The following is a 23,264-nucleotide window of genomic DNA, read 5'->3' as shown; positions in this document are numbered from 1 at the left end:
GCGTGAAAAATGCGGCGACGTACAGATACGGATCGCCCCCGTCGCCGCGCGGCGGGCTACCGCATTTCTGGATTGAATGGGTGCATCCTCTCGACCGCGTCGAGCAATCATGGCGTGTCGCGGAAGGCTTCATGCTCAGTAGCACCCGCTCAATACAACCGCGCGCACTCCAAAACAATCCAGAGTTTTATGGGGTTTCGCCCACGGCAGTGACGAGTTGAGCAAAACTCTTGAATGGATGATCCAGGCAAGCGGGAATGCTGGATGATAAGCGCCACGCGCCTCTTCAAGTCCGGTATGATTTCGGGAATGAAGAGTGCTCAAGCCTTCGCACCGGCCAAGGTCATGCGACTCGACTAACAATCGGCAAATCGGCCGCCTTAAAAGGACTGAATCCAGGAGATCATGTCAAGGAACGGCGCCTACTCCAGTTGTTCGGGTATAAAGCCGCCCGTCTGTCGTTTCCAAAGGCGGGCGTAGAGCCGGCCGGGTCCAGTCTTCGCAAAGGTGGCTCGGGGAGAAGAGCGGAAATACCGGGCGAGACTTTCACGACCCGGAAATCGCGGCTAACGCGCCGGCTCTTTAACTTCGGGTTAGATAGACCATCCTAATGTGCCAACCGCAGCGCCTCGCGGGCATGATGCCTTTCTGCAGTTCCGACTTTGGAACATGCTGAAGTTTCATGGGCGAGGGTTACAGTCGGTGCAGAAGTTCGTCATCTCGGAGGATCGCCGCAGACAGCTATCTGTCGTTGCTGTGGCAACAGTTTTTATCGTCGTCGCCGCGGTATTGGCAGGTCTGGTCGCGGGGTCAATCAACAAGCTTACGACTACAGCCGACGCGATTGATGACAGGCGTGCGAGGCGCGCTGCTTCCGCAGCATTGCAGTCCCTTCGCCAACAGCTCGGCGCGACGGTCCGCGATAACGCCTATTGGGACGACGCGTTCGAACAGGTCAACTCGGAAACGCGCGTGGAGTGGACCATCGAGAACTGGGGTTCCACAAGCGCTGACTATCCGCTTTACGACACCGCGATCGTCGTCGACAGCCACGACCGGCCCGTTATTGCTTATCGCAACGGAATATCGATGGGTGTCCCGCCCGCACGATTCTTCGACAGTTTCGATGCTCTCTTGCAAGCAGCAAGACGAGTTGGCCCGTCTGATCCTGTTCCTGTGCACTTCGTTCATTCATCCGCCGGCACTGCCTTGATCGGAGCGGCCGCCATCCAACCGTTTGAGCGCGACCCTTTGCTGAAGCCCGACGACTTTTACGTTCTCGTGTTTGCCAAGCACATCACACCCCAGGTCGTCGCCGAGATATCGGACAGCTTCAGCATTGCCGGCCTCAGCCTCGACGCATATCCAATACCGGGAAGATTGGAGGCGACACTCACAGACGTCATGGGCAACAAAGTGGCTGTGTTCACCTGGCCTCCGGAAGCACCGGGAACGAAGAGCTACGCAATGGTTGAAGGCGATTTGCGGACAGCAGGCACCATTCTTGTGCTTTTCCTGTGCGGAATCGCCGCCGCCGGAGCCGTTACCGTCCGCAGCCTGAAAGCGAGCGAAAGCCGTTCACGCTACAGGTCGCTGCACGACGCACTCACCGGCTTGTTGAACCGCGCGGGCTTGCTCGAGAGTATTGCCACTGCTTCGGCGGCGGTTAACCTCGATGCAACGGCTGTCAGGCTTCACTTCATCGATCTCGATGGTTTCAAGGCAGTTAACGATGCGTGGGGGCACAATGTCGGCGACGAACTCATCATCGCGGTTGCGCACCGTTTGACCGACGCCCTCCCGAAAAACGCGATCATTTCCCGATTGGGCGGCGATGAGTTCGCGGTTGTCACCCTGGAAAACCCGCTCGTCGTCTCCACCTCCGATGTTGGCCACCGAATACAGGCTGCCCTGGCAAGGGTATTTGAGATCGGCGGCCGAACGATCGAGATCGGCGCCAGCGTTGGCGTGGCAACCTCGCCACGCGGTGAGATTGAGACGGACGAGCTTATACGCCGCGCCGACATCGCTCTCTATCGGGCGAAGGATCTCGGCCGTGGTGTGACCGTGGAGTTCGAGGACAGTTTCGACGACGACACCAATAGACAGGCCGACCTCGAAGCACAATTGCGGACCACTTTGGCGACAGGCGGCATCGACGTTTCGTTTCAGCCCCTTGTCGATGCGAAATCGGGCGCAATTTGCGGCGTGGAAGCGTTGGCCCGCTGGAACACGGACCGTGGAGACAGGATCAGTCCCGATATCTTCATCCCGTTGGCAGAGCGGTCGGGTCTTATCGACCTGCTCGGCCTGCAGGTACTGCAGAAGTCTCTCCAAGCGGCGTCCTCTTGGCCCGACATTGGTTTGGCGGTCAACGTTTCGCCGCTTCAGCTCAAGAACCCCAAGTTCGTGAAACAAGTAACGGATGCTTTGGAAGCGGCCAGGTTCGAGCCCGGCCGCCTGAGCATCGAACTCACGGAAGGGGTGTTGATCTCCAACCCGGATCAGGCCCGCCGTGCCATCGATGGCCTGAAAGCTGCGGGTATCAAAATTGCTCTCGACGATTTTGGATCGGGATACGCGAGCATTGGGACGCTGCGCCAGTTCGGTTTCGACCGGATGAAGGTGGATCGCTCGCTGATCGTAGCCCTCGACCACGACCAGAACGCGGGTGCGGTTCTGCACGCAACGATCGCTCTCGCCAATGCACTTGATATTCCCGTCACCGCAGAAGGGATCGAAACCGAAGCGCAGGCCAACGCTCTCAGGCTATCTGGTTGCGACGCCTTGCAGGGATATCTGTTTAGCAGACCAATCAGCGCCGAGCAGATGACGGAGGCTTATTTCAGCAGCGATCATGATCGCAGTGACGGCCAGTCAGCCGCGTAGCCGAACTGGAGGATGACGGCCTGGTTCGGAGACCGTTGAACGGCCTGCTCAGACATGATGCGTAATCCGAGGATGCCGGACGGTAAAGAATTGTTGATGAGCACTAAAAACTGGAGCTTCTCTAGCGCATGGAGGGCGGTGAAACCGTTAGCAAGTTGGCAGATGAAGTTGGTCGCCAACGTCTTTACGGGTCGCGTTCCACCATACCTTCAGACACGCGTCAGATCATGCCGCGAGATGATCTGCCACTCCGAAATCGGAATGCTTTGCGCTGAAGCTGCCACTGCCACAGAGTCGAATGTGATAGGACGACCGCTCATTTCGCGCGAAAGTGCGGCAATCGTCGTATTCTTCTCGTCTCCTGAAGGAGCGCCATAGGCAAGGGAAACATGGGGCTGAAAGCTTTCGATGTCTCCGTTGCGAAACAAGTCGATGGCACGCCGCTTAAGTGAAATTAGATCGGCTCGGTTGGGAAACGCGGCATAGAGCGACCGATAGAACAACGTCGTTCCGACGATCTTTTCGATCGGGCACGCTAAGGCTGGGCGGCCGGAGACCAATTCCCTGACCAGTTCGGAAAGATCCATACTTGGTCGCCGCATGTCCTCCACCAGTGTCAGATGAGGGCAAAACACCTCCGTCCCGAAATGTGCACCGAGACGGTTTACGATATCGCGGAAATACTGAAGGTCGTCTTCGGCTGGCATCAGCCAGATGGAATGGTAGGCGGACATGCAGGTATATTCCTGAAACGAGGCGCGAACTCTCGGATGGAGCGCCTCAGAGTGGCTTGACGGTGTTACGGAAAATTAGCGGCAGATCGAGCTGTCTCACAATTGATGGCGCGGCCGGATCATTCAAACGCGCCTCAAGCACGCGAATGATCTCTGATGCCAATCTGTCGGCATCCTGTTGGAAGGTGGTCAATCGATACGCTCCCCAGCGCGCCTCCGGCACGTCGTCAAAACCGATGACCGAGACATCATTCGGAATCGAGATGCCGACATTTCGGGCATAGTCAATGAAACCAAAAGCCATCAAATCGTTGATGCAGAAAACACCTTCTGTCGCGCGCGCCAGCAGCGACGAGGCCGCGAGATAGCCTCCGTCATAATCAGTGCGCTCGGAACGCTCGACCAGGACCTCTATCCCGAGTTCGCGAGCGCGCTGAATGTAAGCTTGCTCTCGCTCTACCAGGTTTGGGCTGCCTACATGTGACGTAGCAAGGCCGATGCGGCGCATGCCACGTGCCGCAAAGACCTGAACCGCCGTTTTCGCTGCCTGAGCGTTGTTGATGTGTACGTGATCAACCCCTTCTTCATTACGCCCCACGGCGATCAGCGTCTGCCCATTTCGCTGTGCGAGATCGATGAAAGCCTTCGATGGCATGCCAGACAGAACAATTGTAGCCTCCGCCCGATAGCGCAGCAGCGTTGCATGCGACGCCTGCGAAGCCGCCTCCGAAGTATCGGTCGGGATAAGGACCGGTACACGTCCTCGCTCTACCAGTTGACGCGACAATGCAGAAATTTGCAGGGTCCGAAACGGTGTCTCGGGGTCGGAAGCGATCATACCAACCAGCTGGCTTCGATTGGCGAGCAAACCACGTGCAAGATCATTGACATGGTAGCCAAGTTCCTTGGCCGCTTTCATTACCTTTTCGCGGGTAGCCTTCGAAACGCTTGCTCCGTCTGTGAATGTTCGCGATACTGCAGAGCGGGAGACACCCGCTCTTTCCGCGACTTCGTGTGCGCTGATATAGCGCGGAAGACCATCGTCTTCCGCACCGTTCGTTCCATCGTTCATCGGCCTACTTTCGACAATACGTCCGCGCGGAGGAACCGCTCTACCACGAACATGAACGCGATCGATGGCACGAGCAAGATAAGGGCGGTGATCGACGCTATCTGGTAATTGCCACCGGAGCCTGCCGTATAGAGCAAAAGCGGCAAAGTCGAAATATCCGGTGCTCCAACAAAATAGGTGCCTGTAAATTCGTCGAGCGATTCCAGGAACACGAAGATAGCGCTGGCGAGCAAACCGGGCGCCGCGATCCGAAGCGTCACATCAAAAAATCCTCTCAAAGCTGACGCTCCTATAGACCGAGCGGCCTCCTCCAGCTCTCTGTCTATGGCCGAGAAGGCAGCCGTGGCGATCCAAACGGCATAGACAAGCCCGTGCGTGACGTGGACCAGGACCACACCAAGCACCGTTCCGTTCAATCCGATCTGATAGAAGATACGGGCAATGTTGACGTAGACCGGCAAGTTCGGAAAGGCTTGCGGGATCAACAAGATCAGCAAAATGAGCCCCCGAAACGGCAACCGAAGCCGTGCAAGCGCATACCCAGCCGGGATGGCAAGACCGATCGACACGACGACCGTCAACGACGCAATGATAACGCTCATGATCAGCGACGTTGTCGCATTACCCCTAGGCGAAAAGACACTCACCCAGTAGGAAAAGCCGTATTGCAGCGGCAATGCATGCGGAAAATACCATCGCTCAGCCACCGCCCAAAGCAAGAGGTTTGTCAGCGGACCGAAGATTGCGAATGCCAGCAATCCAAGGCCGAGGCCACGTGGTATCCAGTAGAGATCGAAGCGGCGCTCCATTAGCGGTGCTCCTTCATTGTTTGTCTAAGATAAATCCAGGCGACTGCACTGGTAATCAGCAAGGAAATCACGCCGAGCGCATTGGCCGCTCCGTAGTCGCCGTAGGCATTGATGCGGAAAGCCATATTCGCTGTGATCATGGTCGGTGACTGTGCATTGATCATCATTGGCACCGAAAGCACCGACATCATTGTCACGAAGCTGAGGATGAGCCCCACCATCAAGGTTGGCATGACCTGAGGGAGGATTATCTCGATGAGTATTCGAAGCCGGCCTGCACCGAGGTTACGTGCGGATTCGATGGTGGACCGGTCAAGTGAAGCCATTGCACCGGCAAGCAGCAAGGTCACGAAGGGGGTCTGTTTCCACACGAAGGCGATCACGATGCCGCGCCAATCGAGAAAACTCATTGTCTGTGAGGCGGTGAGAACCCCTGTTTCAACCAGCATGCTGTTCATCAAGCCGTTCTTGGCAAGAAATGTCCGCAGCACCTGACCGACAACGATGAACGGAACGAAGAGCGGCCATCGATAGAGCCAGCGGAGGATAGTCACTGCGCGCGGGTTCGCGCCGAGCGTCAAGTACCCGCCGATTCCAATCGAAAGGACGCCAATGAGCGCGGACGAGAGTGCAACAATGACGAGGGTAAACAGCACGTCACTGCTATAAAGTTCAAATGCCTTGACGAAATTGCCCGATCCGAAGCTGCCTGCGACATCGAACGCACCGGTGATCGAACTGAAGAGCGGCACGATGAACAGCAACAGCACGACGGCAAGCGTCGGCGCGACGAGAAGAAGACCAATGATAGGGATCGGCATGTAGTCACCCGATTTCGGATTCGCAGTGCCCCATAAGAAAGACACCGATGGGATGAGGCGAGAGGCGTCGCGACCGGTCGCCGCGACGCCCAATCGGTCAGTTGCCGACCTGCCGCTCATAGGCCTCTAGGATCGCCTTGTTGTACGATGCAATCGGAAACGCCTTGCCATTGGCGGCGAGGTCCTCGGGCGAAATGTCCGTGAACAGCTTCGCCCATGTTTCCCTGTCGAGTTCGGCTTCGACATGCTTGGCGTCGATGCCCGGATACCAGTTGAAGCGCTTTACGATCCCCTCGGCCTGGACCTTCGGGCTGGTTGCAAGGTCGACGAACTTTTCGGCGAGTTCCTTGTTGGGACTCTTGGCGGGGATTACGTAGTGCATCGGTTGCCCGGGCATACCTGGGGACGGAAGGACAAGCTTCATTTCGGGGGGCAGTTGACCGTTGGCCTTCCAGGAATAGAACATGTCAACCCAGACCGGACCGATAGCGATCTCCCCTCGGCTCAGCATATCGAGGGTTCCGGCATTGCCAGGCGTCAGAGTTGCATTGGTTGAGAAGTCTTTGAGTTTGGCAAAGGCGTCGCTCCACTTTGATGCTTCGGCTTCGTCAAAAGGACCATTGATCAGCTTGTCGGCATCGCCGCCAAACGCGTAGAGCCAACCCATAACGAAGCTGACGCCGGAGGCACCGCCCTTGATGCCGTTATAGCCGAACTGCTTGGGGTTCTCCTTGGCCCATGTCACCAGTTGTTCATAGCTTTTCGGAGGATTGGCAACGAGAGTTGGGTTGTAGGCGAGCGCGGTCTGGCTATTAAACATCGGCATCACGAAACCGTCGACGTTCGCACCGAGGGCCATTTTGGCATTGCCGCGGGTTACGAGGACGCCGCTGGCAATCTTGTCTCGGTACTTCTCCAGAAAACCCTGTTCGACCATCGGGCCGGCGAACTTTTCGTGGACCACCGCGACGTCGGCGTCCCAGGTTGCCGTGCCCGCTTTGGACTGAGCTTCGAATCGTTCCAGGATCTTCTGTGAACCCGCATCTCCCGGTCCGGTCCCAACGGCGCGTACCGTATTCCCGGGGTTTTGCGCCTCAAATAGCGGGCCGAGATATTCGTTGATATAGTCGACCATGTTCTGATCGCCAGCAGTGATCACTGTCAGCTCCGCCGCCATCAGCGGCGAGGTGGTCGCGGCAAGGATGGCCGTTGCACTAAGAAACGCTTTCATTTTGAAACCTCCCATGTGTGATGTCTGTTCCAGTCCCGTGGCGATCAACACGCTGGACACGACGATCGCTTCTCCCAAACGGGGCAAATCGGCCCCGTCACTCCCGTGTCGCGAAGGCCTCCCGCCTACGCACGCACGCCTTGCCGCTAATGTCTTGCGAACAAGAACAGCGCCTCTTCCGGAACCCGCACATGCACGGGGCTCCCGATTTCGAATTGGCGTTCCGCGTCGACGATGACTTTGCTCGTACCGAGCAAAATGACATGCCGCCATACGCCGCCTGGATAGCTCGATTGCTCGACGATGCCTTTCAGCAACAATTCGCCGGTGGTTGCCATTAGCTCCGTACCGTCTGCCGCGGTAAGGCTAATGGCCTCGCTGCGAAACCTCGCGATCGCGCGCCCACTGGAAATCGTACGGCCTTTGGCCGAAAGAGACGCTCGACCATTGTGCCCACTTTCGGCCACGTCGATCCGCTCGCCACTCACATGAACATCAAGGTCGATGATATTTTCAGCGCCCATGAAGGCCGCGACGAAGTCGGACGAAGGACGATTATAGACTTCCTGGGGCGTTCCGGCCTGCGCTATCTCTCCTCCGTTCATGATTACGATCCTGTCAGCCATCACCATAGCCTCCTCTCGATCGTGAGTGACGTGGACCGCTGTAATCCCGAGGCGGCGTTGCAATGCGCTGATTTCGTGCCGAACGGTCAGCCGGATGCGCGCATCGAGATTTGAAAGCGGCTCGTCGAGCAGCAGAATTTCAGGATTGATTGCCAGTGCCCGACCGAGAGCGACGCGCTGACGCTGACCGCCCGAGAGCGCTCCTGGCTTACGCTGGCCAAGCGCTTCTAGTCCGAGCAGTGCTTTCATTTCGCCGACACGCGCAGCGGCAGCCTGAGGCGGAGTCCGCCTGAGCTTGAGACCATAGCCAATATTTTGGTCCACCGTCATGTGCGGCCACAAGGCGTATGATTGGAATACCAAGGCCATGCCCCTTTTATCCGGTGGCTGGCGAGTGACGTCGCGGCCGCCGACTTTAATCGCGCCTGCCGCTGGCGTATTGAACCCGGCGATTGTACGCAAAAGAGTCGTCTTCCCGCACCCCGACGAACCGAGAAGCGCAACGAATTCGCCCTTGGCAACAGAAAGATTGATCCCTTTCAGGACCTCTACTTCGCCATATCGAACACGGGTTTCATTAATCTCCAGAAATCCGCCCATAGCCTCCTCCTAGGTCAAGCGCTTTTTGCACAGCCGTGCAATCACATATAGGCACCGCTTGACTAAGTATGCAAGTGAAAAAATGTCGTCGCCGCACAATACTTCGAAAATAACTCGGGCAGTTTTTCTGAAGGATCAAGTGCTCCCTCACAAGCACTTTCAGACAGCAGAAAATCGATGAAACCGCCATCAAAGGCCGACGTTTGCGCCACAAGCCTCGTCCCACGCCAAAGAGCGCACGCCACTATTGACCGAAGCCAGCAGTGTATTTGGAACCCCTTGACGCCGCTCATCGGTGGCAAACGACAGGATATGAGTTCTGCGACCTATTATCGTCGTAAGTGCACAGCCGTGCAAATCCGATCCATCGTCTGTGCGCCATCGCGATGGTCGCCCGGCGGTGAGCGTTTAGGAAGCCGCCTGCCGGATGCGGCTCTCGAGCAACAGTCCGCTCTGATCGAGGATCGGGTGGGCAACAGAGGCGATATGCGCATTGATGCGCTTCAGATCACGCAGCATGTCGAGATGAAGCGAACTGGTCTCGACGCTGTCCGCGCGTCCGTCGCGCAACCGCTGCAGATGCTGTTCGGCCGATTGGCGCTCCAGCCGGCGAACGTCCTCTTTCGCCTCGACAAGGCGCCGCGCCATGGTGTTGTCGCGCGTGGCAAACACCGCCTGCGCCATGCGCAGATTGTCGATCGTGATCGCGAACAGCCGCGAGAGCTCTTCGTGGCCATCGCGGGAAAACGTCAGGCCCCGGGTGATCTTCTTTGCAAGTTCAGCCAGCAGACCCTTTTCGATGATGTCGCCGATGTGCTCGAGATTGATGGCATAGTCGACGATATCGGTCGCACGCCGGCGATGCTGGTCGTCGATATCGAACTGGCCGACACGCGAAACGTAGACCTTGATTTCGTGCTGCACACGATCGACCCGCCCTTCAAGGGTGCTGATCGTCGAGAGCTTGGAAAGGTCCGTCTGTAGTAAGGCGTCGTTTGCCTGAACGAGCATGCGCTCGATCATGTCACCGACGCTGAGGACCTCCCGGCTGGCTCCGGCAAGGGCCGCAACCGGCGTTTGCAGATCGCCTTGCTCCAGAAACGACGGGCCGTCCTCGGCTTTCGCCAAATCCGGCAGAAGCCGCGCGGTGAGACGAGAAAGCGGCCGGGCAAAAGGGGCAGCCAGGACCGCCAACGCGAGATTGAAACCGAGATGCGCGTCGACCGGCAGCTTGTCATGCGACAGGGGCAATAGCTCGACCAATTGGGCGGAGTAGCCGGCCAGCGGCAGTGCCAGAAGGCAACCGAGTGCCCGGACGATCAAATTTCCAAGCGCGACACGCCGGGCGCTGGGCGCCGCATTGAGAGTTGCAAGAACCGGCGGCACGGCCCCACCGAGGTTTGCGCCAAGAACAAGTACGATGAGTAGCCCGGTCGAAAGCTGGCCGGACGCGGTAAGCGACAGGATCAACACCACGATAGCGAGGCTGGACGAGGCAAGGACAGCAAGGGCCGCAGAGATCACCAACGCAACCGGCCAGGCATTATCAAGCAGTGCGAGGAAGGCAGAAAGTGCCACCGACGTTCGAAGCGGTTCGGTCGCCGCGCCGATCAGATGCAACGACAGCAACATCAGCCCAACGCCGACGAGCGCGGCACCTGCCCCCTTGCGGGCATTCGAGCCTCCGCGCCCGACGACTACACCGCAAATCAGCAAAAGCGGCGAAAGCCATCCCAGGCCCAATGCGACGATCCAGGAAGTCATTGCCGTTCCGACATTGGCGCCAAGCAATACCACTTGCGCCATGCGTGGCAGGATGAGGTCGCGCTCGACGAATGATGCCACCATCAGGGCCGTCGCGGTCGAACTCTGCAGCGCAACGGTCGCGACAAGGCCGGTGAAGAAGGCGCGAAAGCCGTCGCTCGTTCCGGCCGCAAGGCCAGCCTTCAGCCGTGCGCCGAAGGCGCGCTCCATGCCCTCGCGCACCTGGCCGAGACCGAAGAGGAGCAGAGCCACGGCGCCGAAGAGATTGATGCTGACGATCGCCGATTCCACGGTTCCCTCCCCTTGAGCAGCCCTACTGCCGGCCCCGCAGCAATTCCGCCCGGAACAACTGCTGAAAGGCAGCATAGCTTTCGAAGCCGAGATCGTTGACGAGGCGCATCACCGTCGTCGTCGAGACACCGCTGCGTGTCGCCACTTCGCGTGCACTCGCAAAGGCGACATCAAAAGGGTGGGCAAGCACGAACTTCGCAACCTCCAGCCGCCCGCCCTTCAACCGCCATGCGGCGAGGCGACAGGACTCCCGCAGTCCGATGAAGGTCGCCGGGGGCGCGATAGGGGTACCCTGAACGGAGAATTGATGCATCTGTGCGTCCTCCTCATTCGCGGCCGCGCCAAGGGAGGGTGTCTCCCCACCGGCTGTTTGAATTTTACGGATTTTATCAGACATGATCGCCACCTCCCTTACGCTATGCACAGCCGTGCACGATCAGCCAAAGTTTTTTTACAGGGCTGATCCCCAAACCTCTGCGCGCGCGCCGTCGCGAGAACCGTCCTCAAGCCCGCCAAGCGGGATTTCGGTTGCCCGGCTGAGCACAGACGAAATTCGCGGAGCCGCCGCGAGGACGGGCCCCCCAGCTTCGAGCGTGCCCAAGTGGAGAAAGGGGCATACATGGCCGCCAGCCTCCTCGACCAGCAGCAGGCCGGCCAGACAATCCCAGCTGTTCATGTGAATCTCGGCGTATCCGTCGCTCCGCCCATCTGCGACGTATGCCAGCCCGAGCGCCCCCGAACCAGCCCGGCGAGCATTAAAGCCGCTATCAAGCACGGCACCCAACACCCTCATGTAGGCGATATTTGGGATACGTCCCGACCAACCGAGTTCGATCGAAGCCGCTTGCGGTAAGAGCGTTTGTGCTGCGTGGATAGGCCGGCCATTGAGAGTCGCTCCCATGCCACGGCGCGCAAGGTACAGTTCATCGAGCGCTGGATTGTAGATCGCCCCTATTTCGGTTTTCCCGCAGGAGACGAAGGCGACTGAGATGCAGAAGTGCGGAATATTACGAGCAAAATTGGCGGTCCCATCGATCGGATCCACTACCCAGACATTATCGCCTGCCTGACCACCGGTCTCTTCGCCGAAGAAGGCATCCTCAGGATAGGCTGCGGCCAGTTGGCTTCGAATGTACGCTTCACATTGAGCATCCGTCTCCGTGAGATAGTCCTGGGGACCTTTCATTTCCAGTTGTCGAGAGGATCCGAAACCTTCCATCACCACCTTGCCGGCCGCAAGAATAAGGTCGCGGCAAAAAGCTGCCCTCGTTTCGAGACTGCTAGAACTCAAGTGCATCGGATATTCTCTCTCATCAATTTGGTCGCCCTAGACTGCACAGCTGTGCAAAGAATGTCAAGCTTGGACGAGTGCCGTGGGGCGCCGCGCGCAACTCCCTTGGCATTCCCGAAATCAACGCCTTTGTTCGGCGGATTCGGCCGGGTTCCCGTGAATACAATTGGAGACCTTCTGTAATTGGTCAACGGTTTCTCCGTTCCTGTGTACTCGTCGTCTGCGGGTTTCACGCTTCTGTTCGGGGTCGGCGCGATGGACGCCCCACTCTGGGCGGTTCGAATGGTGAGATTGAATGCTGCAAGCTCGAAAGCGTGATCGGCAATGTCACGAGGACTCCAACGCAGTCATTCAGGCCCACACGCTCTCCGCATTCTCACGACGAGACGTGATGGACGATCTCGGTCAGGCGTTCATGGTGATCGGCCTTTCCATCGAGAATTCGGTTCCGTCGCACCACATGCGATGCAGCACCACGGCAAGCCGGCGTGCCAACGCGACCTTTGCCTTTCGGGCTCCGCGGCGACGGGCGATGGCGAGCGCCCAGGACTTCAGCCAGTTGTCCGCCCTGCAGCGGGTCATCATGACATTGGCCGCCTCGTAGAGCATCGCCCGCACCATCGCGTCACCGCATTTGGTGATGCGTCCGAGTTGCTCCGTTTCACCGGAAGCATGCACGCGCGGCGTCAAGCCGAAGACGGCAGCAACCAGCCGCGACCTATCGAAGCGCCAAGGAGCGTCGATCCCGGTGCGGAAGGTGAGCGCCGTCACCGGTCCGACCCCCGGCACAGTCATCAACAGACGGCAAACCGCGTCCTTCTTCACAATGTCGAGCACCATCTTGTCGATCCTCGCCAGGGTGCGCAGGCCATCTTCATAGGCGACAAGCAGCGGCTCGGTCATCGCCAGCAGGACGGCATCGTCAACGGCCTCACGAACCCGGCGTGCATAGAGCGTGTTCTTGCCGCCGCCGGTTCGGATACCGAACGCCTTCAGCGTGCCGCGCACGGTGTTGATGAGATCCCTGTTGCGGCGGACCATCGATTGCCGATGCCGGAGCAGCAGCCGGATACGCTGGCTATAATCAGTCTTCACATGCGTCGCCTTGAACAAGCCGGTCCGCATGGCTTGGGCGATCAAGCGGGCGTCACGGCGATCCGTCTTGACCGGCGAGGCTTTGGCGAACGCCTTCATCTGGCGAACCTCGATGCAGAACACGGGCAGGCCATGGTCCACCAGGCCACTGTAGAGCCACGGCGCCAATGGCCCGGCTTCGAGCCCAACACGCTGGATTGGCCCGGCCAGTTCGGCAAGGCAGGCGCTGATGTCATCAGGGTGGCTGACAACGCTACGCTCCATGACGACCCGGCCATCTTCATCCAAAACGCAAACGGCCGTCTGTTCCAACGACACGTCCAATCCGACAGAGTAATGCACGGCGGCTTCTCCTTTCGCCTCTCTCATCAGTGAGCGATCCTATCGCTCAACAAGGAGCTCCGTCGCCTCGCAAAGCCAGATTATCCCAGCTCGAATTACCGCTGAATTGGTGATCGGCGGCGCGGCCTGATGGCTGTTGGCGGCATTTGCCTCCGATTTCGGGCTGGATCTCGTGGTGTCATCGCCCCTTTCGGGGCGGCCAGCGTCACGCGGCGGCACGGCGTCCTTCGTGGAAGACGTATCGCAGCATGTTGTAGGCGATATTGGCCATACCGATCTTCACCGTCGCCCTGCTGATGCCGATCGTGCGGATGAAGAGTTTCATCTGGTCCTTTTGCCGGGCGAAGACATGCTCGACGGCGGACCTGATCTTTGATCGTCGTCCGTTTGCCCGCGACATCGTGTCCGGCATTGGCTTGCCCTTTGGCTTTCGCTGATGAATGTCCGACTTCAGGCCATTGTCCTTCAGCCACTCCTCGTTGGTCTTCGAGCGGTAGGCACTGTCGGCCCAGACGGTCGAGGCGGTGTTGTCCTTGGCGACGACGTTTCTGAGTTGAGCGCCGTCATGGGCGGCCGCGCTCGTCACCGTCCATCCCCGGATGAACCCATGCGCCCGGTCGATGCCGGCATGGTTTTTGTAACCGAACATCGGAATGGCGATGTCGTGCTGCTTGGTCGCGGCTGAAGTCGGCGTTTCCGTCGGCTGCTTCGCCTTGGAATACTTCACCGTCCAACGGGCGTCTCGATCCTTCTGGGCAAGCTTGGCGGGCTTGTCCTTCCACTCGTCCGGGATCTCGCCCGCCTTGATCGCCTCTTTCTCGTCCTGGCTGTTGTGCTGCCTGGGCGCCTGGATGATCGTTGCATCGACGATCTGGCCGCCTTTGGCCAGGTAGCCGGACCGTGAGAGATGTTTGTCGAAACGGGCAAACAGATTATCGATGGCACCGGCTCGTACCAGGCTTTCGCGGAACAGCCAGATCGTCTTGGCATCCGGAACCTTGTCGGAAAGGCCGAGCCCGAGAAACCGCATGAACGACAACCGGTCCTGGATGACGAACTCGGCCTGGTCGTCAGAGAGATTGTAGAGCGCCTGCAGCACCAGGATCTTGAACATCAGCACCGCCGGAAACGGTGGACGTCCACCCTTCGATCCGTCGGAGCGCTTCAGCGCCTTGGCCAACGGCTTCTCAAACACACCCCAGGGAATGATGCTGTTGAGCTTCTCCAGAGGGTCGCCGACGGCACTCAGGCGCTCGTAACGCTCGTTCAAATCCCAAAAACCCGGCTGCCCACGCATCATCCGTTCCCTGCAAATCACGCAAGCCGGATTGAATCACGAAAACAGGCTGAAGGGGAGGTTTTTAGAGCTGGGATAATCTGGCTTTGCGAGGCGACGGAGCTCCTTGTTGAGCGATAGGATCGCTCACTGATGAGAGAGGCGAAAGGAGAAGCCGCCGTGCATTACTCTGTCGGATTGGACGTGTCGTTGGAACAGACGGCCGTTTGCGTTTTGGATGAAGATGGCCGGGTCGTCATGGAGCGTAGCGTTGTCAGCCACCCTGATGACATCAGCGCCTGCCTTGCCGAACTGGCCGGGCCAATCCAGCGTGTTGGGCTCGAAGCCGGGCCATTGGCGCCGTGGCTCTACAGTGGCCTGGTGGACCATGGCCTGCCCGTGTTCTGCATCGAGGTTCGCCAGATGAAGGCGTTCGCCAAAGCCTCGCCGGTCAAGACGGATCGCCGTGACGCCCGCTTGATCGCCCAAGCCATGCGGACCGGCTTGTTCAAGGCGACGCATGTGAAGACTGATTATAGCCAGCGTATCCGGCTGCTGCTCCGGCATCGGCAATCGATGGTCCGCCGCAACAGGGATCTCATCAACACCGTGCGCGGCACGCTGAAGGCGTTCGGTATCCGAACCGGCGGCGGCAAGAACACGCTCTATGCACGCCGGGTTCGTGAGGCCGTTGACGATGCCGTCCTGCTGGCGATGACCGAGCCGCTGCTTGTCGCCTATGAAGATGGCCTGCGCACCCTGGCGAGGATCGACAAGATGGTGCTCGACATTGTGAAGAAGGACGCGGTTTGCCGTCTGTTGATGACTGTGCCGGGGGTCGGACCGGTGACGGCGCTCACCTTCCGCACCGGGATCGACGCTCCTTGGCGCTTCGATAGGTCGCGGCTGGTTGCTGCCGTCTTCGGCTTGACGCCGCGCGTGCATGCTTCCGGTGAAACGGAGCAACTCGGACGCATCACCAAATGCGGTGACGCGATGGTGCGGGCGATGCTCTACGAGGCGGCCAATGTCATGATGACCCGCTGCAGGGCGGACAACTGGCTGAAGTCCTGGGCGCTCGCCATCGCCCGTCGCCGCGGAGCCCGAAAGGCAAAGGTCGCGTTGGCACGCCGGCTTGCCGTGGTGCTGCATCGCATGTGGTGCGACGGAACCGAATTCTCGATGGAAAGGCCGATCACCATGAACGCCTGACCGAGATCGTCCATCACGTCTCGTCGTGAGAATGCGGAGAGCGTGTGGGCCTGAATGACTGCGTTGGAGTCCTCGTGACATTGCCGATCACGCTTTCGAGCTTGCAGCATTCAATCTCACCATTCGAACCGCCCAGAGTGGGGCGTCCATCGCGCCGACCCCGAACAGAAGCGTGAAACCCGCAGACGACGAGTACACAGGAACGGAGAAACCGTTGACCAATTACAGAAGGCCTCCAATTGGAATAGACGCACAAACCGTAAACAAAACCCCGCGCGTGGACCCGAGGCCCCCTTAGGCACGTAGGGCTTCCGCTTCAGGTCGCTTGGCATCTTTCATCGGGTGGGCGGAGTGTAGCAGTCGCTTCAGCAAGTCGATAGCGCACAGCCTGGCGGTCGGCTCCCCCGAGGTCATCTCGCCTTGATCGAACCGTGGATTGGCCACCTTCCGGTGCGTAAACAGGATCGCAATTGCGAATCCGTATCGCGATATGATACGTACCAATTGACTTTCTCCAGTATCACCGTATGATACAAACATGAAGAGCAGGACGTGATCAGGTCATTTAAGGACGCCAAGACCGAAGCCGTTGCCCGCGGCAAAACACCAAAAGGCTTTCCTTCGGACATCGTGAGGTCGGCCGTCCGGAAATTAACAATCCTAAACAGCGCTGCAGCTCTTGAGGACTTGCGTTCTCCTCCGGGCAATCGATTAGAAGCCCTTAAGGGGAATAGAGAAGGCCAACATTCGATCCGGATCAATGATCAGTGGCGCATATGCTTCGTATGGACTGATGCCGGTGTCGAAGACGTTGAAATAGTTGACTACCATTGAAGGCCAAGCACGGCAGACAGGGAGCTTGAGATGACCCATATTCTTCCGCCGGTCCACCCGGGCGAAATCCTCCGCGAGGAGTATCTGCTCCCCCTGAACATGAGTGCCGGTGCACTGGCGAAAAAGCTCAATGTTCCTCGCACCCGCATCGAACGTATAGCGGCGGAGCAAACACCGATAACGACGGATACTGCCCTACGACTCGCCAAGTACTTCCGCACGACACCGGAATTTTGGATGAACATGCAGACCAGCTTCAACCTCAAAACAGAGGAAGTAGCGCTTCATCGCGAACTGGAATTGATCCCGGAAATCGATAGAGCGGCATAAGGCGGCACCAACCTCGGTACGGCGCCTTCCAGACGATACATTATGCGATCTTGGACGCACATACCATGAACATTCGGGCAACTGGCCGTGGATCGCGTTCGTCAAGTACGGGGCCCTTCGGCTCGAAAGCAAACTCAGGCCATCAAGTGCAACATGCCCCGGTGGCAGAAGGCCCGCAGCACCGCTTTTCCACTGACGCCGACCCAACCAACCAACGGTCCCGCGGCTTGCAACTGGCGGGGCGCGGCGTTAGCGCAACCTCCAGGGCGCCGTTTTTCGAAACAGGGTCGTTGGCACTGAACAACTGTATCGGGCGGACGCCATCGCTGACTTCAAAGGTCAGCTTGGCGGAACCGTCGAGACGGACGTGTTCGGAAACCTTGCGGACGATGGCCGAGAACTTCCCCGCGGTCATATGGGTTCGATCGCCCTCCTCGACATCCCACAGCTGCACGAAGATTTCCGACCAGGCTTCCGGGTTCGCCCCGCAATCAAGCGCGGAGAACTGACCCGCCTTGACCTCGGTCACGTGATAGCCGGGCTTCACGGGCCTCCCGTCATACAGGAACACCAACGGCAGGTCCGGTGTCTCGGCGGCTCTACCCAGCAACTCCCCGAGCGAGATATCGGTTTTGTCGGATTGGCTATTGTCGATCGCGATCATTTGCGGCTATCCTCTATTTCAATTATTCAAGGATTATTGAAATATGGATGACCGTCAAGCCCTCTCTTCTTTCGCCGCGCTTTCACAGGAGACCCGGCTCTCCATCGTGAGGACCCTGGTGGTCGCCGGCCCTGAAGGTCTGGCCGCAGGCGCGATTGCCGAGCGCATGGGCGTCTCTCCATCGAATGTCTCGTTCCACCTCAAGGAACTCGAGCGCTCCGGTCTGATCTCCCAGCGTCGGGAGTCGCGCTCGATTGTCTACACCGCAAGCTATGACACCCTCGCCGAGCTGGTGACATTCCTGATGGAAGACTGCTGCGCGGGACATCTAGGCATCCGTGGCTCGGTCGAGCGATCCACTGGTTGCTGCCCGAGCGAAGCATAGGCCGTCAAGGAATACCTCATTGCATACGACCAAGGTTCCAGCGGGAATTGTCTCCGCCCTCGGTGTCACGCAGATAATCGGCTACGGCACTCTCTACTATTCCTTCAGCATCCTCGCGCCTGGAATGGCCAAAGACCTCGGCATCAGCCTGGAATGGGTCTTCGCCGTCTTCTCGGTCTCCCTGTTCATCGGCGGCCTGTCTGCTCCGTTCATCGGCAGGCACATGGACAAGATCGGTGCGGCGACGGTGATGACGCTAGGGTCGGCCCTTGCGGCGTTCACCCTGGCGCTGTGTGCGTGGTCGCCGTCCGTATCGCTCTTCGTCCTTGCGATTGTCCTGCTCGAGGTGTCCTCCGGCATGGTCCAGTACCAAGCAGCCTTCGCCACGCTGGTCGAAAGCGAACCTCGTACGGCGTCCCGCAGCATCACCTACCTCACGCTCATCGGCGGCTTTGCCTCTACCATCTTCTGGCCGATCGCCGCGACATTGACCGGATACCTGTCCTGGCGGGAAATCTATCTGTTGTTCGCCGCCCTGAACCTTCTCGTCTGCATGCCCCTGCACTACTGGATCATGCGTGCCGGAAGGGTGGGATCGAAGACGGGCGAGACGAGAACCCGCCAGGTCGTGGTTGGCGCTCTCGAGCCGCAGGCACGCCGCCGCGGTATGTTGCTGGTCTCATGCGCCTTTTCGCTGACGGGCTTCACTCTCGCCGCGATCCTTGCCCACATGGTGCCAATGCTCGGCGCGATCGGACTTGGCAGTGCGGCGGTCGTGATCGGCTCCTTGTTCGGTCCAGCACAGGTTATGAGCCGTCTGATCAACATGGTTTTCGGGAAGAGACTGTCGCCGCCGGCGCTTGCGATTGTCTCCGCGGCGCTGATGGTCGCCGGGGCGGTGATACTCGGGGTGTCTGGTGATTGGCTGCCTGGTGCGGTGGCCTTCGCTATCTGCCTTGGGCTTGGGTCGGGGATCAACAGCATCGCTCAGGGCAGCCTGCCGCTCTATCTCTTCGGGTCCGCTGGCTACGGCGCGATCACGGGCAAGATGGCGGCGGCAAGACTGGCGACTGGCGCGGCCGCCCCGTTTGCGTTCGCGGCTGCGATGAACCACGTAGGGACCACCATTTCCCTTTTCGTCATCGCTGCCCTGGGTACGCTCGGAATCCTGGCATTCGTCGCCGTCGCTTCATCGGTGCGTAGCCACAGCGTTACCTGATGACGGAAGAACGAACATATGCCCAGGGATCGCAGCCATTCCCCTGCTCGCAATGATCTTGTTGCTGTCAGCCGTGAACCTCTGGCGGCACGGCTGACAGCATTTCGCCTTAGATCGACTTGAGGTGCACGCGCTTCTCCAGTTCGACCGAGTGCTCCTTCCGCTCGCTGTAGCGGTCCGTTAGATGAGCCGAGGCGTCTCGTGTCAGCAGCGTGAACTTCACCAGCTCCTCGCAGACGTCTACGACCCGGTCGTAGTAGGAAGATGGCTTCATCCTGCCGTCGGCGTCGAACTCCTGGTAAGCCTTTGCGACGGATGACTGGTTCGGGATCGTGATCATCCGCATCCAGCGACCGAGCACGCGCATCTGGTTCAAAGCGTTAAACGATTGGCTGCCACCGGAGACTTCCATGATCGCCAGCGTCTTTCCCTGCGTTGGCCGGATCGATCCGAGCGACAGCGGAATCCAGTCAATCTGAGCCTTCATGATGCCCGTCATCGCGCCGTGGCGCTCAGGGCTGACCCAGACCTGGCCTTCCGACCATTGCGACAGTTCGCGCAGCTCCTGCACTTTCGGATGGCTGACCGGAGCTTCGTCGGGAAGCGGCAGCCCCATCGGATCGAACATCCGAACCTCGCATCCCAAGCGTTCGAGAAGTCGTCTGGCTTCATGCGCCAGCAGTCGGCTGTACGACACCTCCCGCAGCGAACCGTAGAGGATCAGGATGCGGGGCTTATGCGTCGAAAACGTCGGACGCAACGCGTCGAGGTCAGGGTGGCGAAGATGCCGCTCCTGCAAGGCGGGAAACGTCTCAGACAATGCGCTTTCCCTCCTGATCGAGGACCTGCTCACCGTCTTCCTTGAAGAACGCTCCCTTGAAGGCATCCGGTAGGATGTCGAGCACGGCCTCGGAGGGCCGCGCCAGCCGCGTTCCGAGTGGCGTGACGACGAACGGTCGGTTGATGAGGATTGGGTCCTTCAGCACGGCGTCGAGCAACTGATCATCCGTGAGCTTAGGGTCGTCGAGACCCAATTCCGCATAAGGCGTGCCTTTCTCGCGGATCGCCTGGCGAACGGTCAGCCCAGCATCGGAGATCATCCTGGCCAGCTCGTCTCGCGACGGCGGCGTCTTGAGATACTCGATCACGGTCGGCTCGATCCCGGCGGCGCGGATCATCTCCAGAGTGTTGCGGGACGTGCCGCAGGCGGGGTTATGATAGATGGTGACGTTCATTGTCATGTCCTTTCAGTAATGGTGTTCCGGGAGACGGCGGGCGCGGCCTCGTACCAGCCTTTGGTGCGGTTCACGGCCCAGACGACCGTGAGCATCACGGGAACTTCGATGAGCACGCCGACGACGGTCACCAGCGCAGCTCCTGACTGGAAGCCGAATAGGCTGATGGCCGCGGCAACAGCGAGTTCGAAGAAGTTGCTGGCCCCGATCAGTGCCGAAGGCCCGGCAACGCAATGGCGTTCCCCCGACATACGGTTCAGGAGATAGGCCAGCCCCGAGTTGAAATAGACTTGGATCAGGATGGGGACGGCTAGCAGCGCAATGATCGTCGGCTGCGCTATAATCTGCTCGCCCTGGAAGCCGAACAGAAGAACGAGCGTCGCGAGCAGGGCGACAAGCGAAAGCGGCTGCAGCTTCGCCATCATGGCGTCCAGCGCCTTCGTCGTGTCGTCGGCGGTCAGCCGCCCTCTCAGAACCTGGGCGATGATGACGGGGACGACGATATAGAGGACGACCGACAGGACGAGCGTGTCCCACGGTACGGTGATGGCCGAGAGTCCGAGCAGCAATCCGACGATCGGTGCAAAGGCGACGACCATGATCGCATCGTTGAGCGCCACCTGAGACAGCGTGAACAGCGGCTCACCGCGCGTCAGGTTGCTCCAGACGAAGACCATCGCGGTACAGGGCGCAGCCGCAAGGATGATCAGACCTGCGATGTAGGAGTCGATCTGGTCGGCCGGCAGATAAGGACGGAACAGCCAGCCCACGAACAGCCATCCGAGCAGCGCCATGGAGAACGGCTTGACGGTCCAGTTGATGAACAGGGTCACGCCAATGCCACGCCAGTACGTGCTGACCTGCGCCAGCGAGCGGAAGTCGATCTTGATGAGCATCGGGATGATCATCAGCCAGATCACGATGGCGACGGGCAAGTTCACCTTCGCGACCTCCGCCGCACCAATGACCTGGAAAACACCGGGCATCAGATGGCCGAGGGCGACGCCTACGACGATGCAGAGGAAGACCCAAATGGTCAGGTAGCGTTCAAACGTAGACATCAGGCCGTCTTTCCCTGAGTTCCCGTCGAGCCGTCCATCGCACCGATCTGGCTGAGCTTGGTTTCGAGCGACAGGCGGTCGATCGATGCCAGTGGAAGACTGACGAAGGCCGTGATGCGGTTCTTGAGGAAACGGGCCGCCGTCGCGAAGGCCCGCTGGATTTCGGTGTCGGAACCAACGACCGCAGCCGGGTCCTCGACACCCCAATGCGCCGTCATCGGATGACCGATCCATACCGGGCAGGCTTCGCCATGCGCGCTATCACAGACGGTGAAAATGAAATCCATTTGGGGTGCACCACGTTCGGCAAAGACGTCCCAGCTCTTCGACGAGAAGCCAGTCGCGGGATAGCCGAGCGCGTCCAGTTCCTTCAGGGCATGCGGATTGACTTCGCCCTTGGGCTGGCTGCCCGCTGAGAATGCCCTGAAGCGCCCGCCGCCTTCCTTTGAGAATGGATTCTGCGAGAATAGAACGTGCGGAATTGCCCGTACACAAGAAGAGCACGTTGTAGGTCTTGTCGGTCATGGTCGTTTTCCGTGTTTAGGTCGGAGGTCTGTTGAATTTCATGATCGTTGCCGATGCCGGGCAGATGCCCGACAGCTGACGGGTCGCGAGAACGGCGGGCGGCACATCTGCGCGCTCGATCACAGCGAAGCCAAGGCTTTCGAAGAACGGTGCGGCGGAGGTCGTCGCCAGGAAGACTGCCGAGCTGACATTGACGGCCTTCAGTGTTTCCCTGGTCAGCGATTTGCCAAGTGCCTTGCCGCGATGTTCGGGCAAGATGACCATCGACCTGAGGAGCACGTCGTCGCCGCACGCCTCGATGCCAGCATAGCTAACTGTGCAGCCATCGGAGGAAACCGCCCTGAAAAACGAACGCCCTGTGTCTTCGAGGTCCTCGGTTGGAAGACCGGAAGCGGACAGCGCCAGTTTCAATTCCGGATCGCTTCCCGGGATTGGGTCCAATCGGATGTCGCTCATGACGGCTTCACCTCGGGTGCGCAGCAAGGCGTGAGTTCGGCGATTAACGGCGCGCAGAGTTCGGTCGAGCCGCCGCAGCAGTCCTTCAACAAGAAGAGAGTCAGGTCGCGCAGCCCCTGAAGGTCAGCCCGATAGATGATCGAACGGCTCTGCCGTTCACTCGACACCAGGCCCGCACGCGACAGGGTCGCCAGGTGCGCGGACATGGTGTTCTGCGGGACATCGAGAAGGCGGGCGAGTTCGCCGGCGGGTACGCCATCGGGTTCTTGCCGGACGAGAAGCCGAAACGTCTCGAGCCTGGTAGACTGGGCGAGTGCGGCAAGAGCCGCGATTGCGGTTGAGTTATCCATATATCCAGACTAATAGATATATTAAGCTTGTCAATAGGTCCGCCGTTGTGTCGTAAATCAGTTGTGGTCGCATTCTGGATATCGCGGCGCGCGGCGAGCCGAATGCATCCACGAACCCTTGGAATGCGTCCAAGCACCACCTTTGTTTGCAG

23 protein-coding genes and 1 pseudogene are annotated in these 23,264 nt (G+C 59.2%); 6 read left to right on the top strand and 18 right to left on the bottom strand.

Annotated features, from left to right (window positions below):
• Window positions 1-702 precede the first annotated feature (702 nt).
• Window positions 703-2,889: a putative bifunctional diguanylate cyclase/phosphodiesterase gene (locus AC1Z3V_RS06145; RefSeq protein ID WP_483497836.1), complete on the top strand. Its 2,187-nt coding sequence runs from the start codon at window positions 703-705 to the stop codon at window positions 2,887-2,889.
• Window positions 2,890-3,098: 209 nt separating this feature from the next.
• Here AC1Z3V_RS06145 and AC1Z3V_RS06140 read toward each other — a convergent pair whose 3' ends face one another.
• From AC1Z3V_RS06140 to AC1Z3V_RS06090, 11 genes are all read right to left on the bottom strand, one after another.
• Window positions 3,099-3,623 (bottom strand): haloacid dehalogenase, encoded by a 525-nt coding sequence (locus tag AC1Z3V_RS06140; protein WP_483497835.1) that lies wholly within the window; start codon window positions 3,621-3,623, stop codon window positions 3,099-3,101.
• A 46-nt stretch (window positions 3,624-3,669) separates the two neighbouring features.
• Window positions 3,670-4,695 (bottom strand): LacI family DNA-binding transcriptional regulator, encoded by a 1,026-nt coding sequence (locus tag AC1Z3V_RS06135; protein WP_483497834.1) that lies wholly within the window; start codon window positions 4,693-4,695, stop codon window positions 3,670-3,672.
• Window positions 4,692-5,504 carry an ABC transporter permease gene (locus tag AC1Z3V_RS06130; protein WP_483497833.1) on the bottom strand — a complete coding sequence of 271 codons (813 nt, stop codon included), beginning with the start codon at window positions 5,502-5,504 and terminating at the stop codon, window positions 4,692-4,694. Before AC1Z3V_RS06130 ends, AC1Z3V_RS06135 begins: the two co-directional genes overlap by 4 nt.
• Window positions 5,504-6,325 carry an ABC transporter permease gene (locus tag AC1Z3V_RS06125; RefSeq protein WP_483497831.1) on the bottom strand — a complete coding sequence of 274 codons (822 nt, stop codon included), beginning with the start codon at window positions 6,323-6,325 and terminating at the stop codon, window positions 5,504-5,506. Before AC1Z3V_RS06125 ends, AC1Z3V_RS06130 begins: the two co-directional genes overlap by 1 nt.
• A gap of 97 nt (window positions 6,326-6,422) precedes the next feature.
• Window positions 6,423-7,556 carry an ABC transporter substrate-binding protein gene (locus AC1Z3V_RS06120; protein ID WP_483497830.1) on the bottom strand — a complete coding sequence of 378 codons (1,134 nt, stop codon included), beginning with the start codon at window positions 7,554-7,556 and terminating at the stop codon, window positions 6,423-6,425.
• 146 nt (window positions 7,557-7,702) lie between these two features.
• The gene (locus AC1Z3V_RS06115) at window positions 7,703-8,782 is read right to left on the bottom strand and encodes an ABC transporter ATP-binding protein (RefSeq protein WP_483497829.1); all 1,080 of its coding nucleotides are present in this window, start codon (window positions 8,780-8,782) and stop codon (window positions 7,703-7,705) included.
• Between the two features lie 408 nt (window positions 8,783-9,190).
• The gene (locus AC1Z3V_RS06110) at window positions 9,191-10,837 is read right to left on the bottom strand and encodes a Na/Pi cotransporter family protein (RefSeq protein WP_483497827.1); all 1,647 of its coding nucleotides are present in this window, start codon (window positions 10,835-10,837) and stop codon (window positions 9,191-9,193) included.
• Between the two features lie 22 nt (window positions 10,838-10,859).
• Window positions 10,860-11,150: a MurR/RpiR family transcriptional regulator gene (locus AC1Z3V_RS06105; protein ID WP_483497826.1), complete on the bottom strand. Its 291-nt coding sequence runs from the start codon at window positions 11,148-11,150 to the stop codon at window positions 10,860-10,862.
• A gap of 138 nt (window positions 11,151-11,288) precedes the next feature.
• On the bottom strand, window positions 11,289-12,134 hold the full coding sequence (locus AC1Z3V_RS06100) for an inositol monophosphatase family protein (RefSeq protein ID WP_483497824.1): 846 nt from the start codon (window positions 12,132-12,134) through the stop codon (window positions 11,289-11,291).
• Window positions 12,135-12,533: 399 nt separating this feature from the next.
• A complete protein-coding gene (locus AC1Z3V_RS06095) occupies window positions 12,534-13,592 on the bottom strand; it encodes an IS110 family RNA-guided transposase (RefSeq protein WP_483496593.1) in 1,059 nt (352 codons plus the stop codon).
• A gap of 178 nt (window positions 13,593-13,770) precedes the next feature.
• Window positions 13,771-14,862 carry an IS5 family transposase gene (locus tag AC1Z3V_RS06090; RefSeq protein ID WP_483496592.1) on the bottom strand — a complete coding sequence of 364 codons (1,092 nt, stop codon included), beginning with the start codon at window positions 14,860-14,862 and terminating at the stop codon, window positions 13,771-13,773.
• 132 nt (window positions 14,863-14,994) lie between these two features.
• Here AC1Z3V_RS06090 and AC1Z3V_RS06085 point away from each other — a divergent pair, with 132 nt between their 5' ends.
• The 3 genes from AC1Z3V_RS06085 (at window position 14,995) to AC1Z3V_RS06075 (ending at window position 17,217) form a co-directional block, all read left to right on the top strand.
• A complete protein-coding gene (locus AC1Z3V_RS06085; RefSeq protein ID WP_483496593.1) occupies window positions 14,995-16,053 on the top strand; it encodes an IS110 family RNA-guided transposase in 1,059 nt (352 codons plus the stop codon).
• A gap of 552 nt (window positions 16,054-16,605) precedes the next feature.
• Window positions 16,606-16,887 (top strand): type II toxin-antitoxin system RelE/ParE family toxin, encoded by a 282-nt coding sequence (locus AC1Z3V_RS06080; protein ID WP_483497822.1) that lies wholly within the window; start codon window positions 16,606-16,608, stop codon window positions 16,885-16,887.
• A 30-nt stretch (window positions 16,888-16,917) separates the two neighbouring features.
• Window positions 16,918-17,217 carry a HigA family addiction module antitoxin gene (locus AC1Z3V_RS06075; RefSeq protein ID WP_483497821.1) on the top strand — a complete coding sequence of 100 codons (300 nt, stop codon included), beginning with the start codon at window positions 16,918-16,920 and terminating at the stop codon, window positions 17,215-17,217.
• Between the two features lie 142 nt (window positions 17,218-17,359).
• On the opposite strand, the gene AC1Z3V_RS06070 is transcribed toward AC1Z3V_RS06075, so the two are convergent.
• A complete protein-coding gene (locus AC1Z3V_RS06070) occupies window positions 17,360-17,881 on the bottom strand; it encodes a DUF6428 family protein (RefSeq protein WP_483497820.1) in 522 nt (173 codons plus the stop codon).
• Between the two features lie 43 nt (window positions 17,882-17,924).
• Between AC1Z3V_RS06070 and AC1Z3V_RS06065 the strand changes: the two genes are divergently transcribed.
• Both AC1Z3V_RS06065 and arsK read left to right on the top strand, forming a co-directional pair.
• Entirely contained in the window at window positions 17,925-18,266 is a 342-nt protein-coding gene (locus AC1Z3V_RS06065; protein ID WP_483497819.1) for an ArsR/SmtB family transcription factor, read from the top strand.
• A gap of 19 nt (window positions 18,267-18,285) precedes the next feature.
• Window positions 18,286-19,485 carry an arsenite efflux MFS transporter ArsK gene (gene arsK, locus AC1Z3V_RS06060; RefSeq protein ID WP_483497818.1) on the top strand — a complete coding sequence of 400 codons (1,200 nt, stop codon included), beginning with the start codon at window positions 18,286-18,288 and terminating at the stop codon, window positions 19,483-19,485.
• A 109-nt stretch (window positions 19,486-19,594) separates the two neighbouring features.
• On the opposite strand, the gene arsH is transcribed toward arsK, so the two are convergent.
• From arsH to AC1Z3V_RS06030, 6 genes and pseudogenes are all read right to left on the bottom strand, one after another.
• On the bottom strand, window positions 19,595-20,323 hold the full coding sequence (gene arsH, locus AC1Z3V_RS06055) for an arsenical resistance protein ArsH (RefSeq protein ID WP_483499565.1): 729 nt from the start codon (window positions 20,321-20,323) through the stop codon (window positions 19,595-19,597).
• On the bottom strand, window positions 20,298-20,720 hold the full coding sequence (gene arsC / locus AC1Z3V_RS06050) for an arsenate reductase (glutaredoxin) (RefSeq protein ID WP_483497816.1): 423 nt from the start codon (window positions 20,718-20,720) through the stop codon (window positions 20,298-20,300). The genes arsH and arsC overlap by 26 nt, the downstream gene beginning before the upstream one ends.
• A gap of 2 nt (window positions 20,721-20,722) precedes the next feature.
• The gene (gene arsB / locus AC1Z3V_RS06045) at window positions 20,723-21,781 is read right to left on the bottom strand and encodes an ACR3 family arsenite efflux transporter (RefSeq protein ID WP_483497815.1); all 1,059 of its coding nucleotides are present in this window, start codon (window positions 21,779-21,781) and stop codon (window positions 20,723-20,725) included.
• Window positions 21,781-22,306, bottom strand: a pseudogene (locus tag AC1Z3V_RS06040) (arsenate reductase ArsC). Before AC1Z3V_RS06040 ends, arsB begins: the two are co-directional and overlap by 1 nt.
• A 15-nt stretch (window positions 22,307-22,321) precedes the next feature.
• Window positions 22,322-22,762 carry an arsenic resistance N-acetyltransferase ArsN2 gene (gene arsN2, locus AC1Z3V_RS06035; RefSeq protein WP_483497814.1) on the bottom strand — a complete coding sequence of 147 codons (441 nt, stop codon included), beginning with the start codon at window positions 22,760-22,762 and terminating at the stop codon, window positions 22,322-22,324.
• A complete protein-coding gene (locus AC1Z3V_RS06030; RefSeq protein WP_402326912.1) occupies window positions 22,759-23,112 on the bottom strand; it encodes an ArsR/SmtB family transcription factor in 354 nt (117 codons plus the stop codon). Before AC1Z3V_RS06030 ends, arsN2 begins: the two co-directional genes overlap by 4 nt.
• Between the last annotated feature and the right edge of the window lie 152 nt (window positions 23,113-23,264).

The sequence above is a fragment of the Ensifer sp. 38_S197 genome, from assembly GCF_056924495.1.
The sequence above is the reverse complement of the archived record's forward strand: the minus strand, read 5'-3'. Positions and strand labels throughout refer to the sequence as shown.